We start from the raw sequence: 20,779 nt of genomic DNA, 5'->3' as shown, positions 1-20,779 counted from the left end.
TCGGTTGTGCAACCGATTGACTTCGGAGGAGTGTGGAGGCGACCGCACCACCCGTCAATACGTCAACTTCCGGCCAAGCCCGCCTCACGCGGCCGCGGGCGCCGCCGTGCTCGACCGCACCACCAGGCTGGTCGCCAGCTCCACCCGGGTCGCGGTCGTCGCCTCCTCCGCCCGCCCCATCTCCAGCACCAGCCGCGCCGCCGCCTCGGCCATCTCGGTCAGCGGCTGCCGTACGGTCGTCAGCGGCGGCCCCACCCAGCGGGCCAGCGGCAGGTCGTCGAACCCGACGATGCTCACGTCCTCCGGGATGCGCAGCCCCAGTTCGCGCGCGGCCTCGTAGAGCCCGAGCGCCTGGAGGTCGTTGCCGGTGAAGACCGCGGTCGGCCGGTCGGGCATGCGCAGCAGCTCCAGGCCGAGCCGGTAGCCGGCGTCGTGGTGGAAGTCGCCCGCCTTGATCAGGGCCGGGTCGACGGGCAGCCCGGCGGTCTCCAGCGCGGCCCGGTAGCCGTCCACCCGGGCCCGGCTGCACATCATCCGGGACGGCCCGCTGATCGCCCCGATGCGGCGATGCCCCAGCTCGACCAGGTGCCGGGTGGCGGCCAGCCCGCCCTGCCAGTTCGTCGCCCCGATCGACGGCACGTCCGGCCCCGGGTCCCCCGCCGGGTCCATCACCACGAACGGAATGGACCGGCTCAGCAGCAGCGCCCGCTGCGACTCGTCGAGCCCCGACAGCACCAGCACCACCCCGTGCGGCCGCCGCGCCGCCACCTGGTCCGCCCAGGTCCGCCCCGGGGTGAGCCGCCCCGCGGACTCGCTCAGCACCACACTCAGCCCGGCATCCCGGGCCACGTTCTCGACTCCCCTGATGACCTCCATCGCCCAGGCGCTCTCCAGCTCGTGGAAGACCAGGTCGATCAGCGGCGACCGGGAGGCCTCGGCGCGGCGCCGCCGGTAGCCGTAGGCGCGCAGCAGCTCCTCGACCCGGGTGCGGGTCGCCGGGGCGACGTCGGCACGCCCGTTCAGGACCTTCGAAACAGTCGGAGCGGACACGCCGGCCTCACGGGCGATTTCGGCGAGCGTCGCCGTCTGCGTTTCTGTGGGCTTCGAAGGCGTCATGCCCGCGATCGTATCCCCGCGCTCCCCCTTGACGAAGACCTGCGCACGCCATAGGTTCCCGGAACATTCGGTGAGTGGTACGAAACATTCGTAGCGGCGTTCGCAGAGAGAACCCGCAGAGAACAGAGACGGGAGTTTCATGACCACCGCTCCTTGGCGCGACCCCGCACTGCCCGCCGCCACCCGCGTCGACGACCTGCTCGCCCGGATGACGCTTGAGGAGAAGACCGCCCAGCTGTACGGGGTGTGGGTGGGCGCCGCCACGGACGGCGACGGGGTCGCCCCGCTGCAACGCGAGATGAGCGCCGACTACGACTGGGACGAGCTGATCACCCTCGGCCTCGGCCAGCTGACCCGTTCCTTCGGCACCGCCCCGGTGGACCCGGTGCTGGGCGCGCGGGCGCTGGCCCGCGCCCAGCGCCGGATCACCGAGGCCGGCCGCTTCGGCATCCCGGCGATCGCCCACGAGGAGTGCCTGGCCGGCTTCACCGCCTGGCAGGCGACGGCCTACCCGGTCCCCCTCGCCTGGGGCGCCGCCTTCGACCCGCCGCTGGTCGAGGAGCTGGGCCGGCGCATCGGCCACGACCTCCGCTCGGTCGGCGTCCATCAAGGCCTGGCCCCCGTCCTGGACGTGGTCCGCGACCCGCGCTGGGGACGGGTCGAGGAGACGATCGGCGAGGACCCGTACCTGGTCGGCACCATCGGCTCCGCGTACGTCCGGGGCCTGGAGTCGGCCGGAGTGATCGCCACCCTCAAGCACTTCGCCGGGTACGCCTCCTCCGTCGGCGCCCGCAACCTGGCCCCGGTCCGGGCGGGGATCCGGGAGTTCGCGGACGTCACCCTCCTCCCCTTCGAGATGGCGCTCCGCGAGGGCGGGGCCCGCTCGGTGATGGCGGCCTACAACGAGACGGACGGCGTCCCAGCCTCGGCCGACCCCCGCCTCCTGACCGAACTCCTCCGCGACGACTGGGACTTCGACGGCACGGTCGTCGCCGACTACTTCGGCATCGGCTTCCTCCAGACCCTCCACCGCGTGGCGGGCACGGAAGCGGAAGCGGCCCGCCTCGCCCTCGCCGCCGGCATCGACGTCGAACTCCCGACCCTGAAGTGCTACGGCCGCCCGCTGGTGGCGGCGGTCCGGGAGGGCACGATCCCGGAATCCCTCGTCGACCGGGCGGCCCGCCGGGTCCTGCTCCAGAAGTGCGAGCTGGGGATGCTGGACGAGGACTGGACCCCGGAGCCCGAGCAGGGCGGCCCGGTCGACCTCGACTCGACGGCGAACCGCGCGCTCGCCCGCCGGCTGGCCGAGGAGTCCGTGGTCCTCCTCGACAACCCGGACGGCACCCTCCCCCTCGCCCCCGACACCCGCATCGCGGTGGTCGGCCCGCGCGCCGCCGACGCCCTCGCCATGCTCGGCTGCTACTCCTTCCCGTCCCATGTCCTGACCCACCACCCCGAGGTGGACCTGGGCATCGCCATCCCCACGGTGCTGGAGTCGCTGCGCGCCGAACTCCCGGACGCGAAGGTGACGTTCGCCGAGGGCTGCGACGTCTCCGACCCCGACACCGCGGGCTTCGAGGAGGCGGTGGCGCGTGCCGCGGAGGCGGACGTGTGCGTGGCGGTCCTCGGCGACCGCGCGGGCCTCTTCGGCCGCGGCACGTCGGGCGAGGGCTGCGACGTCACGGACCTCGACCTGCCCGGCGTCCAGGCCGGCCTGCTGGACGCGCTGCTCACGACGGGCGTCCCGGTGGTCCTCGTCCTCCTCACCGGGCGCCCCTACGCACTGGGCCGCTGGCACGGCCGGCTCGGCGCGGTGGTGCAGGCGTTCTTCCCCGGCGAGGAGGGCGGCCCGGCGGTGGCGGGCGTGCTGTCGGGCCGCGTCAACCCGTCGGGCCGCCTCCCGGTCAGCGTCCCGCGCGTGCCGGGCGGCCAGCCCTGGACCTACCTCCAGCCCCCGCTGGGCCTCGCGGGCGAGGTCAGCAACCTGGACCCGACCCCGCTGTACGCCTTCGGCCACGGCCGCTCGTACACGACGTTCGCGTGGGACCTCGTCTCACCGGACACGGCCGAGATCGGCACGGACGGCACGTACGACGTGACGGTGACCGTCCGCAACACGGGCGACCGGGCGGGTGCGGAGGTGGTCCAGCTGTACCTGCACGACCCGGTGGCCTCGGTGACCCGCCCGGACGTCCGCCTCGTCGGCTACCGGCGCGTGGATCTCGCCCCCGGCGAATCCCGAAGCCTGACCTTCCACTTCCACGCGGACCTCTCGGCGTTCACGGACCGGGAGGGGGCGCGGGTGGTGGAGCCGGGGGCCCTGGAACTGCGGCTGGCGGCGTCGAGCGCGGAGGTACGGGCGGTGACCCGCCTCCAACTGACCGGCCCGGTCCGCCGGTTGGGCCCGGACCGGGTCCTGCGCTGCGAGACCGAGTTGAACTGACCGTCAGACCGCGTCCGCCGCGTGCGCGACGAAGGGGGCCCAGGCGGCGGGCGCGAGGGCGAGGTGGGGGCGGCCGCGGTCCTTGGAGTCGCGGATGTGGATGGTGGCGGGGGTGGCGGCTACTTCTATGCAGCTATCGCCCTGGTCGGTACTGTGGGTGGATTTGCGCCAGGCCAAGGCGACCTCTATGCAGTCGTCATCCTGATCGGTGCTGTAGGTGGACTTGAACCAGGTGAGTTCGGCGATGGTCATAAGGCTCCTCGCAGTTGCTCCAACAAGGTCACGGAGTCCCCGGGGGTCAGGGCCTGCGAACGCAGTCTCGCATAGCGCTGGCAGAGCATGATCACGTCTTTCGGCTCCGTGATCAGCCAGCCGCTCATGTGCCCCTCAAGGTAAGCAACCCGTCGTCCTTCGGGGGTCTCCAAGAGCCGCATGGGGCCTGCAAGGCTGGCGTGTTGACGGCATTCCGCCGGCATCACCTGGAGATCCACATTCCGTAGGCCCGCGTACTCCAGCATCTGTTCAAGTACTGCCCGCGTCACCTCAGGACCGCCAAGCCCCCGGCGCAAGATGCTCTCCTCGACGATGAAGCTGAACGCCGTGCTGGGCTGGTCCCGAAGGAGCTGTTGACGCTCCACACGGCGGGCGGCTTTCTCCTTCACCTCCTCATCGGTAGGCGGCGGAAGCGCATTCTCATACACCGCACGGACATAGGGCTCGGGTTGGAGCAGTCCGGGCACCAGCCTGCACTCGTACGTATCAAGGCTGACCGCCTGCCGCTCCAGGTCCGCCCACTTCCGGAACCACACCGCGAACCCCGGCTGCCGTGCCACCCTCCCGAAGGCCTTCCGCAACGCGCCGGTGTTCCCCAGCACCCCCTCCGCCGCATCCACGAAGCTCTGGTCCGCCAGCCTCCTCCCCAGCTCGATCGAAGCCACCGAGTGCTTGGACATGTGGACCCTCGCCCCGAACTCCTCCCGGCTCAGCCCCGCATGCTCCCGCAGCCCCTGCACGAACGCCCCGAAGGTCTTCATGCTGTCCGACGACTCGGGCTCACCGTTCACCTCAACGCCACCGCTCATGCACTCAGCGTGACGGGCACCGGCGGCCGTGCGCAGCCGTATCGCGTAAGCGGATAAAAGCATCCGGTTAGTGTTACGGTGGCTGCGCAGCCGTCGTCCGAGGGCATGAGGACATGAGGAGTGCCGATGTCGCGCAGCAAGTGGCTTCCCGTGGGAGCCGTCATCCTGATCGTGAACGCGTTGCAGTGGGTGATCGCCGAGGGCGTCGCCGCGGCGGCCTGGAACGATCCGCCCTACAGCTACGCCCGGAACTACATCAGCGACCTCGGCGTGCCCGACTGCGGCACGGACTTCCAGGGGCGCGACATCTGCTCGCCGTCGCACACGCTGATGAACACGTCGTTCGCGCTCCAGGGGATCCTGTTCGCGGCCGGGGTGCTGCTGGTGGCGCTGCCGCTCGTCGAGGGGCGGGCGCGGCGCGTCGTCACCTCGCTGGCGGTCGCGCACGCCGTCGGATTCGTGATGGTCGCGCTCTTCCACGGCTCCTCGGAGGGCGCGGACTACACCCTGGTCCTCCACGTCGTGGGCGCCGGGATCGGCATCCTGTGCGCGAACACGCTGGCGATCATGACGGGGGCGTCCCGGAGCCTGGGGCGGCGCCTCGGTCTGCCGAAGCCGTACCGCGTCTTCAGCGTCGCGGTCGGGTCCCTCGGCCTGCTGAGCGAGCTCCTCACGGGCGTCTCCACGGGCGCGGCCGGTGCGTTCGAGCGCGGCGGGGTCTACTCCTGGCTGCTGTGGAGCGCCGTGACCGGTGGGCTGGTCCTGGCCAGGCAGTTCCGCCGGTCCGCCGTCGTGGAGAATGTCTTGGCGTGACCCCGGATACCACGCAACGCCCGCTCCGCGCCGACGCCGAACGGAACCGTCGGCTGATCATGGAGACGGCCGAGCGCATGTTCGCCGAGCGGGGGGCCGTCGCCACCCTCAACGAGATCGCCCACGAGGCGGGCGTCGGGGTCGGCACGGTCTACCGCCGCTTCCCGGACCTGCAGACACTGGTGGACGCGCTGTTCACGGAGCGGTTCACCACGTTCCTGGAGGTCGCGGCGGCGGCCGCGGAGCAGCCCGATCCGGGGCGGGCGCTGCGCCACTACCTGCTGGAGGCGGCGCGCCGGCGGGCGCAGGACAGGGCGCTGGAGGTCATCCTCGCCCACGCGGACGTCGCGGCGGAGCCGATCGCCCGGATGCGGGACGACCTGGGGCGCCATGTCGACGGCCTGGCCGAACGGGCGGTGGCGGCCGGCGCCGTACGCGGGGACTTCGCCTCCGCCGACGTGTACGCGTTCCTCCTCATGATCGGTACGGTCGCCGACCGCACCGAGGACGTCGCCCCCGACGCCTGGCGCCGCTACGCGGAACTGCTGCTGGCCGGCTTCGGCCTGGCCCAGGACCCGGCGGGCCCGCAGGATCCGGCGCCGCGTCCGCCCGTGATGACCGACGCGCAGGCCCTCCAGATCTGGCCGAAGCGGACGGACTTCGAGAACTAGTGCCGCACCCGACCCGGCTCCGGGGAACCTTTATTCGCTTGCGCACCGTCGTCACCCGGGCCAACGTCGCCTGACACCCGACGAAGGCGGAGAGATGACGGCACAGACCCACGACGTCGACCACGAACTCATCCGGGCCGCGGCGCACGTGGCGCGCACCCGCTGCCGAGGCGACAACCACACGATGGCAGCCGCGGCCCGCGCCCGGGACGGCCGGATCGTCACCGCGCTGAACGCCTACCACTTCACGGGAGGACCCTGCGCCGAGCTGGTCGTCATCGGCGCGGCAGCCGCCCAGGGCGCCTACGAGCTGGACACGATCGTCGCCGTCGGCGACCGCGACCGAGGGGTCGTTCCCCCGTGCGGTCGCTGCCGTCAGGCCCTTCTCGACTACTTCCCCGCCATCGAAGTCATCGTCGGCGAGGGCGACCGCGTCCGCTCCGTCCCCATCACCGACCTGCTGCCCGAAAGCTACGTCTGGGGCGCCCACCAGCTCGACGCCGAGTGACCGCGACGTTCGCCGGCCCATGAAGTCCGTGGCTCCGGTCGGCGCGGACCATACGGGGTGACAGCTGATCCGCCGCAGGCCGGAGCACCGTGGAGGACTAGTCCGCCGCCACCGACTCGAACCGCCACCGGTGCACCGGACGGCCCACCAACTCCTGCGGCGGGTCCGCGAGTTCGGGCAGGTCCGGGTCGTCGTACGACGAATCCCACCAGGTGATCACCAGCACCCGGTCCTGCGGTGCCCGGAAGGTCTCGCGGCGCAACGGGGCCCCGGTGAGGGCCTGTTGCCGGGCCCAGGCCAGCAACTCCCCGCCGCGGTCCGGCACCGCCCGCGCCTCCCACATCAACGCGACCGTCACGAGTAGAGGTTCTCCTTGCTGACCTCGTGCACGTGGTCGTGGTGGTGGGTGCCGGGGACGTGCGGGTCGGTCACCGGCAGGGAGCTGTCCGCCGAGAGGTCCCAGTCGGACGGGGTCCGGTTGCGGGCGACCATCTCCGCGCCGAGCGCGGCCACCATCGCGCCGTTGTCCGTGCACAGCTTCATGCGCGGCACCCGGAGCCGGATGCCGGCCGCCTCGCAGCGCTCCGCCGCGAGGGCGCGCAGCCGGGAGTTGGCGGCGACCCCGCCGCCGATCATCAGGTGGTCGACGCCCTCGTCGCGGCAGGCCCGGACGGCCTTGCGGGTCAGGACGTCGACGACCGCCTCCTGGAAGGAGGCGGACACGTCGCGGACCGGGACCTCCTCGCCGGCCGCCCGCTTGGCCTCGATCCAGCGGGCCACCGCCGTCTTGAGACCGGAGAAGGAGAAGTCGTACACCGGGTCGCGGGGGCCGGTGAGGCCGCGCGGGAAGGCGATCGCCGCGGGGTCGCCCTCCTTCGCGTACCGGTCGATGACCGGGCCGCCGGGGAAACCGAGGTTCAGCACGCGGGCGATCTTGTCGAAGGCCTCGCCGGCCGCGTCGTCGATGGTCGCGCCGAGCGGCCGTACGTCGGAGGTGATGTCCGAGGAGAGCAGCAGCGAGGAGTGGCCGCCGGAGACCAGCAGGGCCATCGTCGGCTCCGGCAGCGGGCCGTGTTCCAGCTGGTCGACGCAGATGTGGGAGGCGAGATGGTTGACGCCGTAGAGCGGCTTGCCGAGCGCGTAGGCGTACGCCTTCGCCGCCGAGACGCCGACCAGCAGCGCGCCGGCCAGGCCGGGACCCGCCGTGACCGCGATGCCGTCGAGGTCCCTGGCGCTCACCCCGGCGTCCTTCAGGGCCCGCTCGATGGTCGGGACCATCGCTTCGAGGTGGGCGCGGGAGGCGACCTCCGGGACGACCCCGCCGAAGCGGGCGTGCTCGTCGACGGAGGAGGCGACGGCGTCGGCGAGGAGGGTGGTGCCGCGGACGATGCCGACGCCGGTCTCGTCGCAGGAGGTCTCGATCCCCAGAACCAGGGGTTCGTCAGCCATTGATCTCGGTTCCTTGTTCGGAGGTGGGCCCGGAGGCGGAGCCGGTGCCGGGCTGCCCGGTGGTCAGGCGCATCACCAGGGCGTCCACGTTCCCCGGCTGGTAGTAGCCGCGTCTGAACCCGATGGGCTCGAAGCCGAACCGCTCGTACAGCTTCTGGGCGCGGATGTTGTCGACCCGGCACTCCAGCATGACCTCGGCGCACTCGAAGGCGGTCGCGGCCCGCAGCAGTTCGGTGAGCAGTTCCCCACCGAGGCCGGTGCCCCACTGGTCACGGCGTACGGCGATGGTCTGGATGTCGCCGACCGCGGCGGAGCCGCTGTCGTCGGGCGCGGCACCCTGGGCGGCGAGCCCCCCGTACCCGACGATCCGGTCGTCCTCCAGGGCCACCAGGTACCGCCGGGTCGCCCCGGGTCCCCTCGCGTGTGCCAGTTCGGACCAGAACATCCCCCGCGACCAGGCGTCCTCGGGGAACAGGTCCTTCTCCAGCTCCAGGACCGGGTCGATGTCCCACCAGCGCATCTCGCGCAACTGTGCGGTCACTTCGGGGTGACCACCTTGTAGTTCTTGGGCACCTCGGCGTCCGGCCGGCGCAGGTAGAGCGGGCGGGGCGCGGGCAGTTCCTCGCCCGCGGCCAGCTTCTCGGCGGCGAGCGACGCCAGGGCCGCGGCGGAGACGTGCTCGGGCTCGTGCGCGACGGGGAAGGTGTCGGGGTAGAGCAGCGCCCCGGCGCCGACCGCGGGCAGCCCGGCCACCTGCCCGGCGATGTCCGCGGGCCGGTCGACGGCGGGCTCCGTGAGCCGGGTGCGCGAGTCCTCGTACACCGCCCAGTAGACCTCCTTGCGGCGGGCGTCGGTCGCGACGACGAACGGGCCCTTCTCGATGTCGGAGGCGTAGGCGAGTCCGTCGAGCGTGCACAGGCCGTGGACGGGCACGCCGAGCGCGAGCCCGAAGGTGTCCGCGGTCATCAGACCGACCCGCAGGCCGGTGTAGGGGCCGGGACCGATGCCGGTGACGATCTCGGTGACGGCGTCCAGCTTGACCCCCGCCTCGGCGAGGACGCGGTCGACGGCCGGCAGCAGCAGCTCGCCGTGCCGGCGCGCGTCCACCTGGCTCGACGAGGCGATGACGGCCGTACCGTCGTGCAGGGCGACGGTCACGGCGGGGGTGGCGGTATCCAGAGCGAGCAAGAGCACGCGAACAGCCTACGGCTCCGACGCCGCGAGCACGCCCGGCCGGGTCGGACGGTCACTGACTGCTACCGTCTGTACGAAGTACGACATATACGGTGAGACTCCCCCCGGGGCTCTCCGCGAGGCTCTACGGCAGGCAGAGGTGGCGCACGTGGCAGGGACCAGCTCGGGAGTCGTGGCAGGCCTCACCGCGGCGGCCGTCGGGGCGGTCGGCTTCCTCGCCTACCAGGCCTCGGCCACCGTTCCCCCCGGCCTCGGCAGCCGGTCGTCGGCGAGCCCCGCGCCCGGAGCGCCGGGCGCGAAGGCGCCCCGGGACCACCGCCATCCCACCGCCCTGCCGAACACCTCCGGCACGGGTGAACGGGTGGTGTACTCGGTGGACGACGACCGGGTCTGGCTCGTCAACGAGCGGGGCCGCGTCGAGCGCACCTTCAAGGTGAACCCCGGCACCATCGACCCGCCCCTCGGCGCCTACTGGGTGACGTCCCGCTCGAAGGCGGTCACGGGCACGGACGGCCTCCCCATCGAGCACGTGGTCCGCTTCACCACCACGAAGGACGGCTCGGCGATCGGCTTCAGCGCGGTCACCGCACAGCGCGCCGCCGCGCCGCCCGACCCGACGGTGAAGACCGGCGGCATCCGCGAGACCCGCCCGGACGGCTACGCGATGTGGAACTTCGCGACGATCGGCGTGAAGGTGGTCGTGATCCGCTGACGCGCCCCCTGCTCGGCGGCGCAGCCGCCGTCTGGGGGCGCGCGGCCGAACCCGCTCAAGCGCTCCGCGGAAGGTGCTGCACTGCGCCGACTGCCGCGCCGTCGTGGCTGGTCGCGCAGTTTCCCGCGCCCCTTCGGGGCGCTGCCGGCGCTCTCGGCGGCCGGGACACCGCGTCGGCCGCCGCGCAGGATGCCAGCAGCTCACTCATGGAGACGCCTGGGGCCACGGCGACCGCAGCCGGTCGCCGCTCCTCGGACTGGGACACGGACACGGGCGCCTCCTGAGGTGCGGGGGCGGACGTAGTTAGGTAGACCTAACTACGGACTGGGTACCATGTGACCACGCCCGATACGTCCGGCGCAATATCTTGCCGACGCCTTGTCGGAACGTTCACACGGTCCTCAGGCCGCCAGCACCCCCAGGTCCACCCCGTCCCACCGTTCCCCCAGCCCCGTCAGGGTCACGTGCCGTACCTCGTCGGTGGTGTCGCCGACCGCCCGGTGGATCCGGACCATGAGCCGGTCGTCGGTCAGCTCCTCGACCTTGCCCTCGCCCCACTCCACGACGATCACGGACTCGGGCAGCGAGACGTCGAGGTCCAGGTCCTCCATCTCGTCGAGCCCGCCGCCCAGGCGGTACGCGTCCACGTGGACGAGCGGCGGGCCGCCTCCCAGGGACGGATGCACGCGGGCGATGACGAACGTCGGCGACGTGACCGCCCCGCGCACCCCGAGCCCCTCGCCCAGTCCCCGGGTCAGCGTCGTCTTGCCCGCGCCGAGCTCCCCGCTGAGCATCACGAGGTCACCGGCGCGCAGCAACTTCGCCAGTCGGCGGCCCAGCTCCCCCATCTGCTCGGGGGAGGTGACGATCAACTCGGTCTCAGCCTGGCTGTGCCGTGCTGCTGGTGCTTCCATAGCCACTTACCGTAGCCCCTGCCGGCACGGCACCCGCGCGGGTGAGCAGGTCGGCAAGGCGGTCGGTGACCACTTCCGGGTGTTCCAGCATGACCAGGTGCCCGGCGTCGGCGACGAGCACCAGTTCGGCGTCGGGCAGCAGGTCGGCGATGACCTCGCTGTGCTCGCTGGGCGTGACGAGGTCCTGCACCCCGGCCAGCACCAGCACCGGCAGGTTCTGGAAGTAGGCGAGCGCGGCCGTCTTGTCGTGGTCGGTGAAGGCCGGGTAGAACTCGGCGACCACGTCGATCGGCGTCGACTCGATCATCCGCTCCGCGAACCGCTCCACCGCCGGATCGACGTCCTTGGACGCGAACGAGTACCGCTTGATGATCCCGGCGAAGAGATCGGCGGTGACCCGCCGCCCCTTCTCCACCAGCGCGGCCTGCGTGCCGAGCGCCTTCAGCACCCCGGGCAGCACCCGGCGCACCACGTTGACGCCGGCGATCGGCAGCCCGAAGTTGACCTCGCCGAGCCGCCCGGCCGACGTACCGACGAAGGCGGTGGCGACCACCCGCTCCCGGATCAGCTCGGGATACTGCGCGGCCAGCGCCATCACCGTCATGCCGCCCATGGAGTGCCCGACCAGCACGATCGGCCCCTCCGGCACGGCCGCGTCCAGGACCGCCTTCAGGTCCCGGCCCAGCTGGTCGATGGTGAGCTCCACCCCGTCCTCGTGCTGGGCGACGCCCCGCCCGGAACGGCCGTGGCTGCGCTGGTCCCAGTGCACGGTACGCACGACCCCGCGCAGGGCCGCCCGCTGGAAGTGCCAGGAGTCCTGGTTGAGGCAGTAGCCGTGGCTGAAGACGACGGTGACGGGCGCGGGCGCCTTGCGGCCGAAGAGCCGGCGGCGGCGCGGCGAGACGGCGGGGCCGGGGTCGGGCACCACCTCGTCGACCTCGTAGTAGAGCTCGGTGCCGTCGTCGGCGTACGCCTTGCCGGGGGTGCCGCGCAGGGTGCCGTACGGGCCCGCCGAGTCCAGCGCCAGCCGGGCCTTGCGGCGCATGCCGCGGCCGACGGTCATCCGCTCCACGGCGACCCCGGCGGCCGCCCCGGCGGCGAGCACTCCTATGGCGGCTCCGGCGACGCCCGTCACCTTGCGCCAGCTGCCGGAGGCCGCCCCCGTGGCCGAGGCGACGACGGCCGCCGCGGCGGCTTCCGCTACGGCCTCCGCACTGCTCTCGCTCACGTACCGCTCCTCTTCGCCGTACTGCAGTTCGCTGCCTAGGTGACACGGGTGATGCTGACGTGACGCATGTTGCTGTTGTTGCCGTTGATACAGGTGTAACCGGGTCGTGCCGTCGCCGAACCCCGAGGGTCAGGCGCCGTCCCCTGGTTCTTGCCCAGCCGGTTGCTCATTCACATAGACGCGGGGAACCCGGGTTCCGATGCGGGTGACGATTTCGTATGCAATCGTGCCCGCGGCCTGGGCCCAGTCCTCGGCGGTGGGCTCGCCCCGGTCGCCGGGTCCGAAGAGCACCGCCTCCGCGCCGACCTCCGGCTCGTCGCCACCGAGGTCCACGACGAACTGGTCCATGGCGATCCGCCCGGCGGCCGTCCGCCACTTGCCGCCGACCAGCACGGGCCCGGTGCCGGAGGCGTGCCGCGGGATGCCGTCCGCGTAGCCGACGGGGACGAGTCCGAGGGTGGTCTCGCCGGGCGTGACGTAGTGGTGGCCATAACTGACCCCGTGCCCGCCCGGTACGTGCTTCACCAGGGCGAGGGAGGCGGACAGCGTCATCACGGGGCGCAGGCCGAAGTCGGCCGCGCTGCCCAGCTCGGGGCTGGGCGAGAGGCCGTAGAGCGCGATGCCCGTGCGGACGAGGTCGAAGTGGGTCTCGGGGAGGGTGAGGGTGGCCGGCGAGTTGGCGATGTGCCGCACCTCGGGGCGGACGCCCTGCTCCTCCGCGTACCCGAGCAGCTCGCGGAAGAGGGTGAGCTGGGCGGCGATGGAGGGATGGCCGGGCTCGTCGGCGCAGGCGAAGTGCGACCACAGCCCGGTGATCCGGACCAGCCCCGCCGCCTCGGCGCGCAGCGCCTCGCGGACCAGCTCGGGCCAGTCGGCGGGCTGACAGCCGTTGCGCCCGAGCCCGGTGTCGGCCTTGAGCTGCACGCGCGCGGGACGACCGGCCTGCCCGGCCGCCCCGGTCACCTCCCGCAGGGCCCACATGTCGCTCACCGACACGTCGAGGTCGGCCTCGACGGCCTCCCGCCAGGGCCCGCCCGGGGTCCACAGCCAGCACATGATCCGCACGTCCGCGGGCAGCCCCGGGTCCGCGCGCAGCGCCAGGGCCTCCTCCGGGGTGGCCGTACCGAGCCAGCTCGCGCCCGCCTCGACGGCCGCGCGGGCACACCGCAGGGCCCCGTGGCCGTACGCGTCGGACTTCACCACGGCCATCAGGGCCGCGTCCGGCGCGAGGGCACGCAGGGTCCGCGCATTGGCCCGCAGGGCGGCCAGGTCGATCTCGGCGCGGGCGCGCAGGGGTGCGGTCGGTGCAGTCAGCGCAGTCGGTGTATCACTCATCGCGCCCCCAGTGTCTCAGAGGCCTCGGACAGCCCTTCGGCACAGCCCCTGGTACCGGGCTCAGGTGCCGGTCCGGTGGCCCCACACGTACACCTTGTCGCCCTTCTTGAGCACGCTCCACAGCTTCTTCGCGTCGCCGAGCTTGAGGTTCACGCAGCCCCAGGAGCCGACGGTGGTGTAGATGGAGCCGTAGACGGCGTGGAAGGCCTGTCCGCCGTCGAAGAACTGGGCGTACGGCATGGGCGAGTTGTACAGGGTCGACCAGTGGTTCTTGTGCCGCCAGTAGACGGTGTGCCATCCCGCCCGGGTCGCGTACCCCTTCCGCCCGCTCCGCATCTGCACGGGCCCGTAGACCACCTTGCCGGCCTTCTGCACCCAGGTGACCTGCCGGTTGAGGTCGACACAGGCGACCCGGTACGACTTCACGGGGCAGTTCTTGCCGGCGTTCGGGTTCTTCCGCGCCGACAGGAGCATCATCTGGTACCAGGTCACGGGCCCCGCGAACCCGATCGCCGGCTTGATCTTGTACTGCTTCTGGAACTTCTGGATGGCCTTGCAGTCGGCGGACGACTGCTTCCCGTCCGCCTTCAGCTTCAGCCACTGCTCGATCTGCTTCTGGTAGGGCCCGGTCAGCTTCGAGCAGCTCACCTTGGCGACGGCATCGCTGAGCGGCACGTACTCGATGAGGTCGTACGTCCCCGGCGCCGCCGCCTTCGGCTCGACGGCGTCCTCCTTGACGCTGGGCGTGTACACCTTGGGCGCCAGCATCTGGTCGGGGGTGTCGATCTGCCAGGGCTGCGAGGGCCCCGGCGCGACCCCCGGCACCAGCTCCGACTCGGGGACGGCGGCCCCCGGTTCGGGCACGGCACCGTCCGCGACCCCGGTCCCGGCCCCGAGCGAAAGAACAGCCACGGCAGCAACGAGACTTCCCGCGACACCCCGCCCAAGCCCGCCCCGCTTGCACACGATTCGTCCACTAATCATGCGATCAGACAACCCCGCAGAGACCAGGATTCCGGGAAGCCGCGCGGGGAGGTCACCCGGGGGATGCAGGACCCCTGGCAGGGGGGCGGGGCAGCGTCCCGCCAGGGCGCGCGCGGCAGCGTCCCGCCAGGGGGCGCGCGACAACGCCCCGCCAGGGGGCGCGCGACAACGCCCCGCCAGAGGGCACGCGACAACGCCCCGCCAGGGAACACACGGCAACGCCCCGTCAGGGAACACACGGCAGCGCCCCGTCAGGTGGCGCGGCAGCATCCCGTCGGGTGGCGCGGCAGCGCCCCGTCAGGGGCGCGGGGAACTGCGCGGCCAGCCCCCGCCCACCCGCACCCGACCCGCATGCCCACGGGGTCCGGGGCGGAGCCCCGTGTCGGTGCGGTCGTGGCCTACCGAGTCGGGCGGGCGGGTGGGTAGACCCCCCGCCAGGCCGACGGCAACTCCGCCGCCACCGCATGCGCAACCGTCGGCGCCCCCTCCGCCGCGAACCGCCCCGCGAGCCCGTGCAGATACGCCGCCACACTCCCCGCGTCCCTCCCGGAAAGCCCCGCCGCCAGCAACGACCCCGCCAGCCCCGACAGCACATCCCCGCTCCCGGCGGTGGCGAGCCACGGCGTCCCCGTCGCGTTCACCCGGACCGGGGCCCCTCCCCCCGCCTCCGCCACCAGCGTCGTCGACCCCTTCAGCAGCACGGTGGCCCGATAGGCCGCCGCCAGCTCCCGCACCGCCGCGAGCCGCCCGGCCTCGACCTCCTCCCGCCGTACCCCCAGCAGAGCCGCCGCCTCCCCGGCGTGCGGCGTCATCAGGGTCGGCGCCGTACGACCGCGCACCGCGTCCCGGTCGGCGTGCCGCAGCCCGTCCGCGTCGACCAGCACCGGCACGTCCGCCTGCAGCGCCTCGGCGACGGCGTCGGCGTCGTCCCCGACCCCCGGTCCGGCCACCCAGGCCTGCACCCGCCCGGCCTTCCGCGGCCCCCCGTCCGACACCAGCGTCTCGGGGAACCGGGCCAGCACCTCGTCCCTGGCCGGCCCGACGTACCGCACGGCCCCGGCCCCGCCCCGCAACGCCCCCGCGACGGCCAGCACGGCCGCCCCCGGATAGCGCGCCGACCCGGCGACGATGCCCACCACCCCGCGCCGGTACTTGTCGCTCTCCGCCGACGGCTCCGGCAGCAGCCGCGCCACGTCCACGTCCTGCAGCGCCTCCAGTTCGGCCGCCGCGGGAAGTTCGAGGCCGATGTCGACCAGCCGTACCGAACCGGCGTACTCCCGCGCCGGATCGACCAGCAGTCCCGGCTTGTGCGTCCCGAAGGTCACGGTCAGGTCCGCCCGTACGGCCGCCCCCCGTACCTCACCGGTGTCCGCCTCCACCCCGCTCGGCAGGTCCACGGCGACGACGGCGGCCCGGGACCGCTCCACGACCGCCACCAGTTCCGCCGCCCCGGGCCGCAGCCCGCCCTTCCCGCCGATCCCGACGATCCCGTCGACGACGAGGTCGGCCCGCAGGATCAACTCCTCGGCGCCACCGTCGCGTACCACGGTCCCCCCGGCCCGGCGCAGCGCCGCCAGCCCGCCCTCATGCGTACGTTCCGGCGCGAGCAGTACCGCCGCGACTCCGGCCCCTCGCCGCGCCAGCCGCGCCCCGGCGTAGAGCGCGTCCCCGCCGTTGTCCCCGCTGCCGACCAGCAGGACCACCCGGCTGCCGTACACCCGCCCGAGCAACTCGGCGCAGGCGGCGGCCAGCCCGGCGGCGGCCCGCTGCATCAGCGCCCCTTCCGGCAGCCGCGCCATCAGCTCCCGCTCGGCCGCCCGTACCGTCTCCACGCTGTAAGCAGTCCGCATGCCCCGAGTCTCCCCCGGAACCGGCGGGACGCGCATCCGCCCGCCCCGCCCGTGTCACCCCTCGGCGACCACCACCGCCGACGCCACACCGGCGTCGTGACTGAGCGACACATGCCAGGACCGCACGCCGAGTTCCGCCGCGCAGGCGGCCACGCTCCCCTGCACCTGGAGCCGTGGCCGCCCGTTGTCCTCGACGACGACCTCCGCGTCCGTCCAGAGCAGCCCCGGCGGCGCGCCGAGCGCCTTGGCCAGCGCCTCCTTGGCCGCGAACCGCGCCGCGAGCGAGGCGACGCCCCGCCGCTCCCCGCTCGGCAGATACAGCTCCCGCTCGACGAAGAGGCGCCCGGCCAGCCCGGGAGTCCGCTCCAGCGACTCCCGGAACCGGTCGATCTCGGCGACGTCGATACCCACTCCGATGATGCTCACCGAAGCACCTTACGACCCGTCAAACCGGCACGGCCGGGCTGCGCCCCGCAAGTGCCCGCTGAACGCTCCGCGGGAAGTGCCACGATCTGCCGAATGCCGACTGCGGCGCCGTCGTGGCTGGTCGCGCGGTTCCTCCCCCAGCCTTCGGCCGGGGGTACCCCCAGCGCCCCTTACCGGGCGCTCAGCGGCCGATCTTCTCCAACTCCACGAGGTCCTCGTCGGAGAGCGCGAGGCCCGCGCCCGTGATGTTCTCGCGCAGGTGCGCCACCGAGGAGGTGCCGGGAATGAGCAGGATGTTCGGCGACCGGCGCAGCAGCCAGGCCAGGGCGACCGACATCGGCGTCGCGTCCAGCCGGGCGGCGACGGCGGACAGTGCCGTGGACTGCAGCGGGGTGAAGCCGCCGAGCGGGAAGAAGGGCACGTAGGCGATGCCCTGGGCGGCGAGGTCGTCGATCAGCTCGTCGTCGTGGCGGTGGGCGAGGTTGTACATGTTCTGCACGCACACGACCGGCGCGATCGTCTGCGCCTCGGCGACCTGTTCGGGCGTCACGTTGCTCACTCCGAGGTGCCGGACGAGGCCCTGCTGCCGGAGTTCGGCGAGCGCCTCGAAGGGCTCGGCGAGCGAGCCGGGCCGGAACCCCTGGGCGTCGCCGAGCCGGAGGTTGACCACGTCGAGCGCGTCGAGGCCGAGGTCGTCGAGGTTCTCCCGGACGGCGCTGCGCAGGTCCTCCGGCCGCCGGGCGGGGATCCAGTCGCCCTGCTCGTCGCGGACCGCGCCGACCTTGGTCACGATGTGCAGCGGTGCGGGGTAGGGGTGCAGCGCCTCGTGGATCAGCCGGTTGGTGACGCGCGGTCCGTACGCGCCGGCGGTGTCGATGTGGGTGATCCCGCGGGCGACGGCCTCGCGCAGGACGGCGAGTGCGCCGTCACGGTCGGCGGGCGGGCCCATGACCCCGGGGCCGGCGAGCTGCATGGCGCCGTAGCCGAGACGGGTGACGGTCAGATCGCCCAGGTTCCAGGTGCCGCCGGGCAGTGCTGCGGAGGGTGTGTTGTCCATGCCGTCGATGGTCACGCGCGGAGCCGCCGCGCATCCAATACCGCCGCAGTGCCCTGTCATACCCGTCGGGTATCACCGACGTACGCTGTGGCGATGGACACCGTGGAGACCCGCGAGCTGAGGTACTTCCTGGCCGTCGCCGAGGAGCTGCACTTCGGCCGCGCCGCCGAGCGCCTCGGCATGGCGCAGCCCCCGCTGTCCCGGGCGGTCCAGCAGCTGGAACGGCGCCTCGGTGTCCGTCTGCTGGAGCGCAACCGCCGCGGTGTCGCCCTGACCGGCGCCGGAGAGGTGCTGCTGCACGAGGGCCGCGCTGCCCTCGACGCGACCACCGCCGCCGTCCGCCGCGCCCGCCGTGCCGGTGGCGCCGACCGCCCGGGCGGCCCCCGGGACCGCCTGGTGCTGGCGGTGAAGGCCGGCGCGTCCCACGAGCTGCTGCACAAGCTCCTCGACGCCTACGCGGCCGAGCCCGGCGCCGCCGGGATCGAGGTGCTGCCGACCGGCATGTGCGAGCAGGAGGGCATGCTGCGCGACGGCCGCGCGGACGTGGCGCTCATGCACGCGCCGTTCAACTCCCTCGCCGGGTTCGACAGCGAGGAGCTGACGACCGAGGGGCAGATCGCCGTCCTGCCCGCCGGTCACCCCCTCGCCGCGCACCGGACGCTCTCCCTGGCCGACGTCGCCGACATCCCCGGCCTGCCGCTGGCCCGCTGGCCCCGGCACGGCACGTACCCGCCCGGCCCCGGCCCGGAGATCCACGACCAGACGCAGCTGGCCCAGCTGATCGCCCTCGGGCGCACCGTGACCGTCCTGCCCGACTCGGCCCGCGCCTGGCTGTGGGCCGAGCACGCCGCCGTCCCGCTGACCGACGCGCCACCCGTGGTCACCCACATCGCCTGGCCCGCGCACAGCCGCTCGCTGGCCCTCGCCGCCCTGGTCCGCACGGCCACCCGGCTGTGACCCCCACCGGGCCCGCCCCCGTCGGGCCGGGCCCGCTCTCCCGCCCTCTCCTCTACTCCACCGTCACCGACTTGGCGAGGTTCCTCGGCTGGTCCACCTCGTTGCCCCGGGCGGTGGCCAGTTCGCAGGCGAAGACCTGCAGCGGGACCGTCGCGACCAGCGGCTGGAGCAGGGTCGGGGTGGCGGGGATCCGGATCAGGTGGTCGGCGTACGGGACGACCGCCTCGTCGCCCTCCTCCGCGATCACGATGGTGCGGGCGCCCCGGGCCCGGATCTCCTGGATGTTGGACACGATCTTGTCGTGCAGCACCGAGCGGCCGCGCGGGGACGGGACCACGACCACCACCGGCAGGTCCTCCTCGATCAGCGCGATCGGCCCGTGCTTCAGCTCGCCCGCCGCGAAGCCCTCGGCGTGCATGTACGCCAGCTCCTTGAGCTTCAGGGCGCCTTCGAGGGCGACCGGGTAGCCGACGTGCCTGCCGAGGAACAGCACGGTCTTCTTGTCCGCCAGCGACCGGGCCAGCGCCCGCACCGGCTCCATGGTCTCCAGGACCCGCTCGACCTCGCCGGAGATGTGCGAGAGGTCCCGGATCACCGCGCTGATCTCGTCGCCCCACTTGGTGCCCCGCACCTGGCCGAGGTAGAGCGCCACCAGGTAGCAGGCCACCAGCTGGGTCAGGAACGCCTTCGTGGAGGCGACCGCGACCTCCGGCCCGGCGTGCGTGTACAGCACCGCGTCCGACTCGCGCGGGATCGTCGAGCCGTTGGTGTTGCAGATGGCGAGGACCTTGGAGCCCTGCTCGCGGGCGTGCCGGAGGGCCATCAGGGTGTCCATGGTCTCGCCGGACTGGGAGATGGCGATGACCAGCGAGCGGTGGTCCAGGATCGGGTCCCGGTAGCGGAACTCGCTGGCCAGCTCGACCTCGCACGGGATGCGCGTCCAGTGCTCGATGGCGTACTTGGCGATCAGGCCGGCGTGGAAGGCCGTACCGCAGGCGACGATGACGACCTTGTCGACCTCCCGGAGCTCGGCGGCGCCGATCCGGACCTCGTCCAGGGTCAGCGAGCCGTTCGCGTCGATGCGGCCCAGGAGGGTGTCGGCGACCGCCTTGGGCTGCTCGGCGATCTCCTTGAGCATGAAGTAGTCGTAACCCCCCTTCTCCGCCGCCGACGCGTCCCAGTCGACGTGGTACGAGCGGACGTCCGCCGGGGCGCCGTCGAAGCCCGTCACCCGCACGCCGTCCCGGCGCAGCTCCACCACCTGGTCCTGGCCCAGCTCGATCGCCGACCGCGTGTGGGCGATGAACGCGGCGACGTCCGAGGCGAGGAAGGCCTCGCCCTCTCCGACGCCCACCACGAGCGGGGAGTTCCGGCGCGCCCCCACGACCACGTCCGGATCGTCGGCATGCACCGCGACCAGCGTGAACGCGCCCTCCAGGCGCCGGCACACCAGCCGCATCGCCTCGGCGAGGTCGGCGGTGCCGGAGAACTCCTCGGCGAGCAGGTGCGCGACCACCTCGGTGTCCGTCTCGGAGGCCAGGTCGTGGCCCCGCTCGGCCAACTCCCCCCGCAGCGCGGCGAAGTTCTCGATGATCCCGTTGTGGACGACGGCGACCCGGCCGGCGTTGTCGAGGTGCGGATGCGCGTTGGCGTCCGTCGGCCCGCCGTGGGTGGCCCAGCGGGTGTGCCCGAGGCCGGTGGCACCCGTCGGCAGCGGCCGCTCCGTCAGCTCCTTCTCCAGGTTCACGAGCTTCCCGGCCTTCTTCGCCGAGGCCAGCCCGCCGTCCGCGAGCACCGCGACGCCCGCCGAGTCGTACCCCCGGTACTCCAGTCGCTTGAGCCCGGCGACCACCACATCGAGCGCAGACTGCGCCCCCACGTATCCCACGATTCCGCACATGAGCGGCAGCCTAAGTGCCGACCCGTGCCCGAACACGGCTCAGCGTGCCCGGAATCGGAAATTATCCCGCCACTACGCGGCATGATCCGTGCCGGCGGACACCGGACCACCGGGCGGCAGGGTCGTCCTTCGCATGGTCG

At 73.0% G+C, this 20,779-nt stretch carries 21 protein-coding genes; 6 read left to right on the top strand and 15 right to left on the bottom strand.

Annotation, left to right across the window (positions count from 1 at the left end; all coding sequences use genetic code 11):
• Positions 1-84: 84 nt before the first annotated feature.
• Positions 85-1,116: a substrate-binding domain-containing protein gene (locus ACFZB3_RS11035; RefSeq protein ID WP_391372981.1), complete on the bottom strand. Its 1,032-nt coding sequence runs from the start codon at positions 1,114-1,116 to the stop codon at positions 85-87.
• 139 nt (positions 1,117-1,255) lie between these two features.
• Here ACFZB3_RS11035 and ACFZB3_RS11030 point away from each other — a divergent pair, with 139 nt between their 5' ends.
• Positions 1,256-3,559 carry a glycoside hydrolase family 3 N-terminal domain-containing protein gene (locus ACFZB3_RS11030; RefSeq protein ID WP_391372978.1) on the top strand — a complete coding sequence of 768 codons (2,304 nt, stop codon included), beginning with the start codon at positions 1,256-1,258 and terminating at the stop codon, positions 3,557-3,559.
• A 3-nt stretch (positions 3,560-3,562) separates the two neighbouring features.
• Here ACFZB3_RS11030 and ACFZB3_RS11025 read toward each other — a convergent pair whose 3' ends face one another.
• Together ACFZB3_RS11025 and ACFZB3_RS11020 are read right to left on the bottom strand one after the other, a co-directional pair.
• Positions 3,563-3,811: a DUF397 domain-containing protein gene (locus ACFZB3_RS11025; RefSeq protein WP_391372975.1), complete on the bottom strand. Its 249-nt coding sequence runs from the start codon at positions 3,809-3,811 to the stop codon at positions 3,563-3,565.
• On the bottom strand, positions 3,808-4,641 hold the full coding sequence (locus tag ACFZB3_RS11020) for a Scr1 family TA system antitoxin-like transcriptional regulator (RefSeq protein ID WP_391372973.1): 834 nt from the start codon (positions 4,639-4,641) through the stop codon (positions 3,808-3,810). The genes ACFZB3_RS11025 and ACFZB3_RS11020 overlap by 4 nt, the downstream gene beginning before the upstream one ends.
• 126 nt (positions 4,642-4,767) lie before the next feature.
• Between ACFZB3_RS11020 and ACFZB3_RS11015 the strand changes: the two genes are divergently transcribed.
• From ACFZB3_RS11015 to ACFZB3_RS11005, 3 genes are all read left to right on the top strand, one after another.
• Positions 4,768-5,454: a DUF998 domain-containing protein gene (locus tag ACFZB3_RS11015; protein WP_391372971.1), complete on the top strand. Its 687-nt coding sequence runs from the start codon at positions 4,768-4,770 to the stop codon at positions 5,452-5,454.
• Positions 5,451-6,125, top strand: a complete 675-nt coding sequence (locus ACFZB3_RS11010; protein WP_391372968.1) for a TetR family transcriptional regulator — start codon at positions 5,451-5,453, stop codon at positions 6,123-6,125. Before ACFZB3_RS11015 ends, ACFZB3_RS11010 begins: the two co-directional genes overlap by 4 nt.
• A 94-nt stretch (positions 6,126-6,219) precedes the next feature.
• A complete protein-coding gene (locus tag ACFZB3_RS11005) occupies positions 6,220-6,633 on the top strand; it encodes a cytidine deaminase (RefSeq protein ID WP_391372966.1) in 414 nt (137 codons plus the stop codon).
• Positions 6,634-6,730: 97 nt separating this feature from the next.
• On the opposite strand, the gene ACFZB3_RS11000 is transcribed toward ACFZB3_RS11005, so the two are convergent.
• The 4 genes from ACFZB3_RS11000 to tsaB are packed head-to-tail and all read right to left on the bottom strand — an operon-like array spanning position 6,731 to position 9,276.
• On the bottom strand, positions 6,731-6,991 hold the full coding sequence (locus tag ACFZB3_RS11000) for a hypothetical protein (RefSeq protein WP_391372963.1): 261 nt from the start codon (positions 6,989-6,991) through the stop codon (positions 6,731-6,733).
• Positions 6,988-8,082 (bottom strand): tRNA (adenosine(37)-N6)-threonylcarbamoyltransferase complex transferase subunit TsaD, encoded by a 1,095-nt coding sequence (gene tsaD / locus ACFZB3_RS10995; RefSeq protein WP_391372960.1) that lies wholly within the window; start codon positions 8,080-8,082, stop codon positions 6,988-6,990. Before tsaD ends, ACFZB3_RS11000 begins: the two co-directional genes overlap by 4 nt.
• On the bottom strand, positions 8,075-8,602 hold the full coding sequence (gene rimI, locus ACFZB3_RS10990; RefSeq protein ID WP_391374025.1) for a ribosomal protein S18-alanine N-acetyltransferase: 528 nt from the start codon (positions 8,600-8,602) through the stop codon (positions 8,075-8,077). Before rimI ends, tsaD begins: the two co-directional genes overlap by 8 nt.
• 17 nt (positions 8,603-8,619) lie before the next feature.
• Positions 8,620-9,276, bottom strand: coding sequence for a tRNA (adenosine(37)-N6)-threonylcarbamoyltransferase complex dimerization subunit type 1 TsaB (gene tsaB / locus ACFZB3_RS10985; RefSeq protein ID WP_391372957.1), 657 nt, complete (start codon positions 9,274-9,276; stop codon positions 8,620-8,622).
• A gap of 148 nt (positions 9,277-9,424) precedes the next feature.
• On the opposite strand from tsaB, the gene ACFZB3_RS10980 reads away from it, so the two are divergent.
• A complete protein-coding gene (locus tag ACFZB3_RS10980; protein ID WP_391372954.1) occupies positions 9,425-9,988 on the top strand; it encodes a hypothetical protein in 564 nt (187 codons plus the stop codon).
• A gap of 401 nt (positions 9,989-10,389) precedes the next feature.
• Here the strand turns inward: ACFZB3_RS10980 and tsaE are convergent, their stop codons facing one another.
• The 7 genes from tsaE to ACFZB3_RS10945 all read right to left on the bottom strand — a co-directional run bounded on the left by tsaE (position 10,390) and on the right by ACFZB3_RS10945 (position 17,782).
• Positions 10,390-10,902 carry a tRNA (adenosine(37)-N6)-threonylcarbamoyltransferase complex ATPase subunit type 1 TsaE gene (gene tsaE, locus ACFZB3_RS10975; protein ID WP_391372952.1) on the bottom strand — a complete coding sequence of 171 codons (513 nt, stop codon included), beginning with the start codon at positions 10,900-10,902 and terminating at the stop codon, positions 10,390-10,392.
• On the bottom strand, positions 10,868-12,130 hold the full coding sequence (locus tag ACFZB3_RS10970) for an alpha/beta fold hydrolase (protein WP_391372949.1): 1,263 nt from the start codon (positions 12,128-12,130) through the stop codon (positions 10,868-10,870). The genes tsaE and ACFZB3_RS10970 overlap by 35 nt, the downstream gene beginning before the upstream one ends.
• Before the next feature lie 129 nt (positions 12,131-12,259).
• On the bottom strand, positions 12,260-13,465 hold the full coding sequence (gene alr, locus ACFZB3_RS10965; RefSeq protein WP_391372946.1) for an alanine racemase: 1,206 nt from the start codon (positions 13,463-13,465) through the stop codon (positions 12,260-12,262).
• 60 nt (positions 13,466-13,525) lie between these two features.
• Positions 13,526-14,449, bottom strand: a complete 924-nt coding sequence (locus tag ACFZB3_RS10960; protein WP_391372943.1) for a L,D-transpeptidase family protein — start codon at positions 14,447-14,449, stop codon at positions 13,526-13,528.
• A 398-nt stretch (positions 14,450-14,847) separates the two neighbouring features.
• On the bottom strand, positions 14,848-16,299 hold the full coding sequence (locus ACFZB3_RS10955; protein WP_391372940.1) for an NAD(P)H-hydrate dehydratase: 1,452 nt from the start codon (positions 16,297-16,299) through the stop codon (positions 14,848-14,850).
• Between the two features lie 54 nt (positions 16,300-16,353).
• Positions 16,354-16,725: a holo-ACP synthase gene (locus ACFZB3_RS10950; RefSeq protein ID WP_366361942.1), complete on the bottom strand. Its 372-nt coding sequence runs from the start codon at positions 16,723-16,725 to the stop codon at positions 16,354-16,356.
• Between the two features lie 181 nt (positions 16,726-16,906).
• On the bottom strand, positions 16,907-17,782 hold the full coding sequence (locus ACFZB3_RS10945) for an oxidoreductase (RefSeq protein ID WP_391372936.1): 876 nt from the start codon (positions 17,780-17,782) through the stop codon (positions 16,907-16,909).
• Positions 17,783-17,875: 93 nt separating this feature from the next.
• On the opposite strand from ACFZB3_RS10945, the gene ACFZB3_RS10940 reads away from it, so the two are divergent.
• Positions 17,876-18,739 (top strand): LysR family transcriptional regulator, encoded by an 864-nt coding sequence (locus tag ACFZB3_RS10940; RefSeq protein ID WP_391372933.1) that lies wholly within the window; start codon positions 17,876-17,878, stop codon positions 18,737-18,739.
• 52 nt (positions 18,740-18,791) lie between these two features.
• On the opposite strand, the gene glmS is transcribed toward ACFZB3_RS10940, so the two are convergent.
• On the bottom strand, positions 18,792-20,639 hold the full coding sequence (glmS, locus tag ACFZB3_RS10935; protein ID WP_391372931.1) for a glutamine--fructose-6-phosphate transaminase (isomerizing): 1,848 nt from the start codon (positions 20,637-20,639) through the stop codon (positions 18,792-18,794).
• Positions 20,640-20,779: the final 140 nt, after the last annotated feature.

Source organism: Streptomyces sp. NPDC008092 (genome assembly GCF_042957285.1).
Taxonomy (GTDB): Bacteria; Actinomycetota; Actinomycetes; order Streptomycetales; family Streptomycetaceae; genus Streptomyces.
Note: the sequence above shows the minus strand (reverse complement) of the source record. Positions and strands in the feature narration are given on the sequence as shown.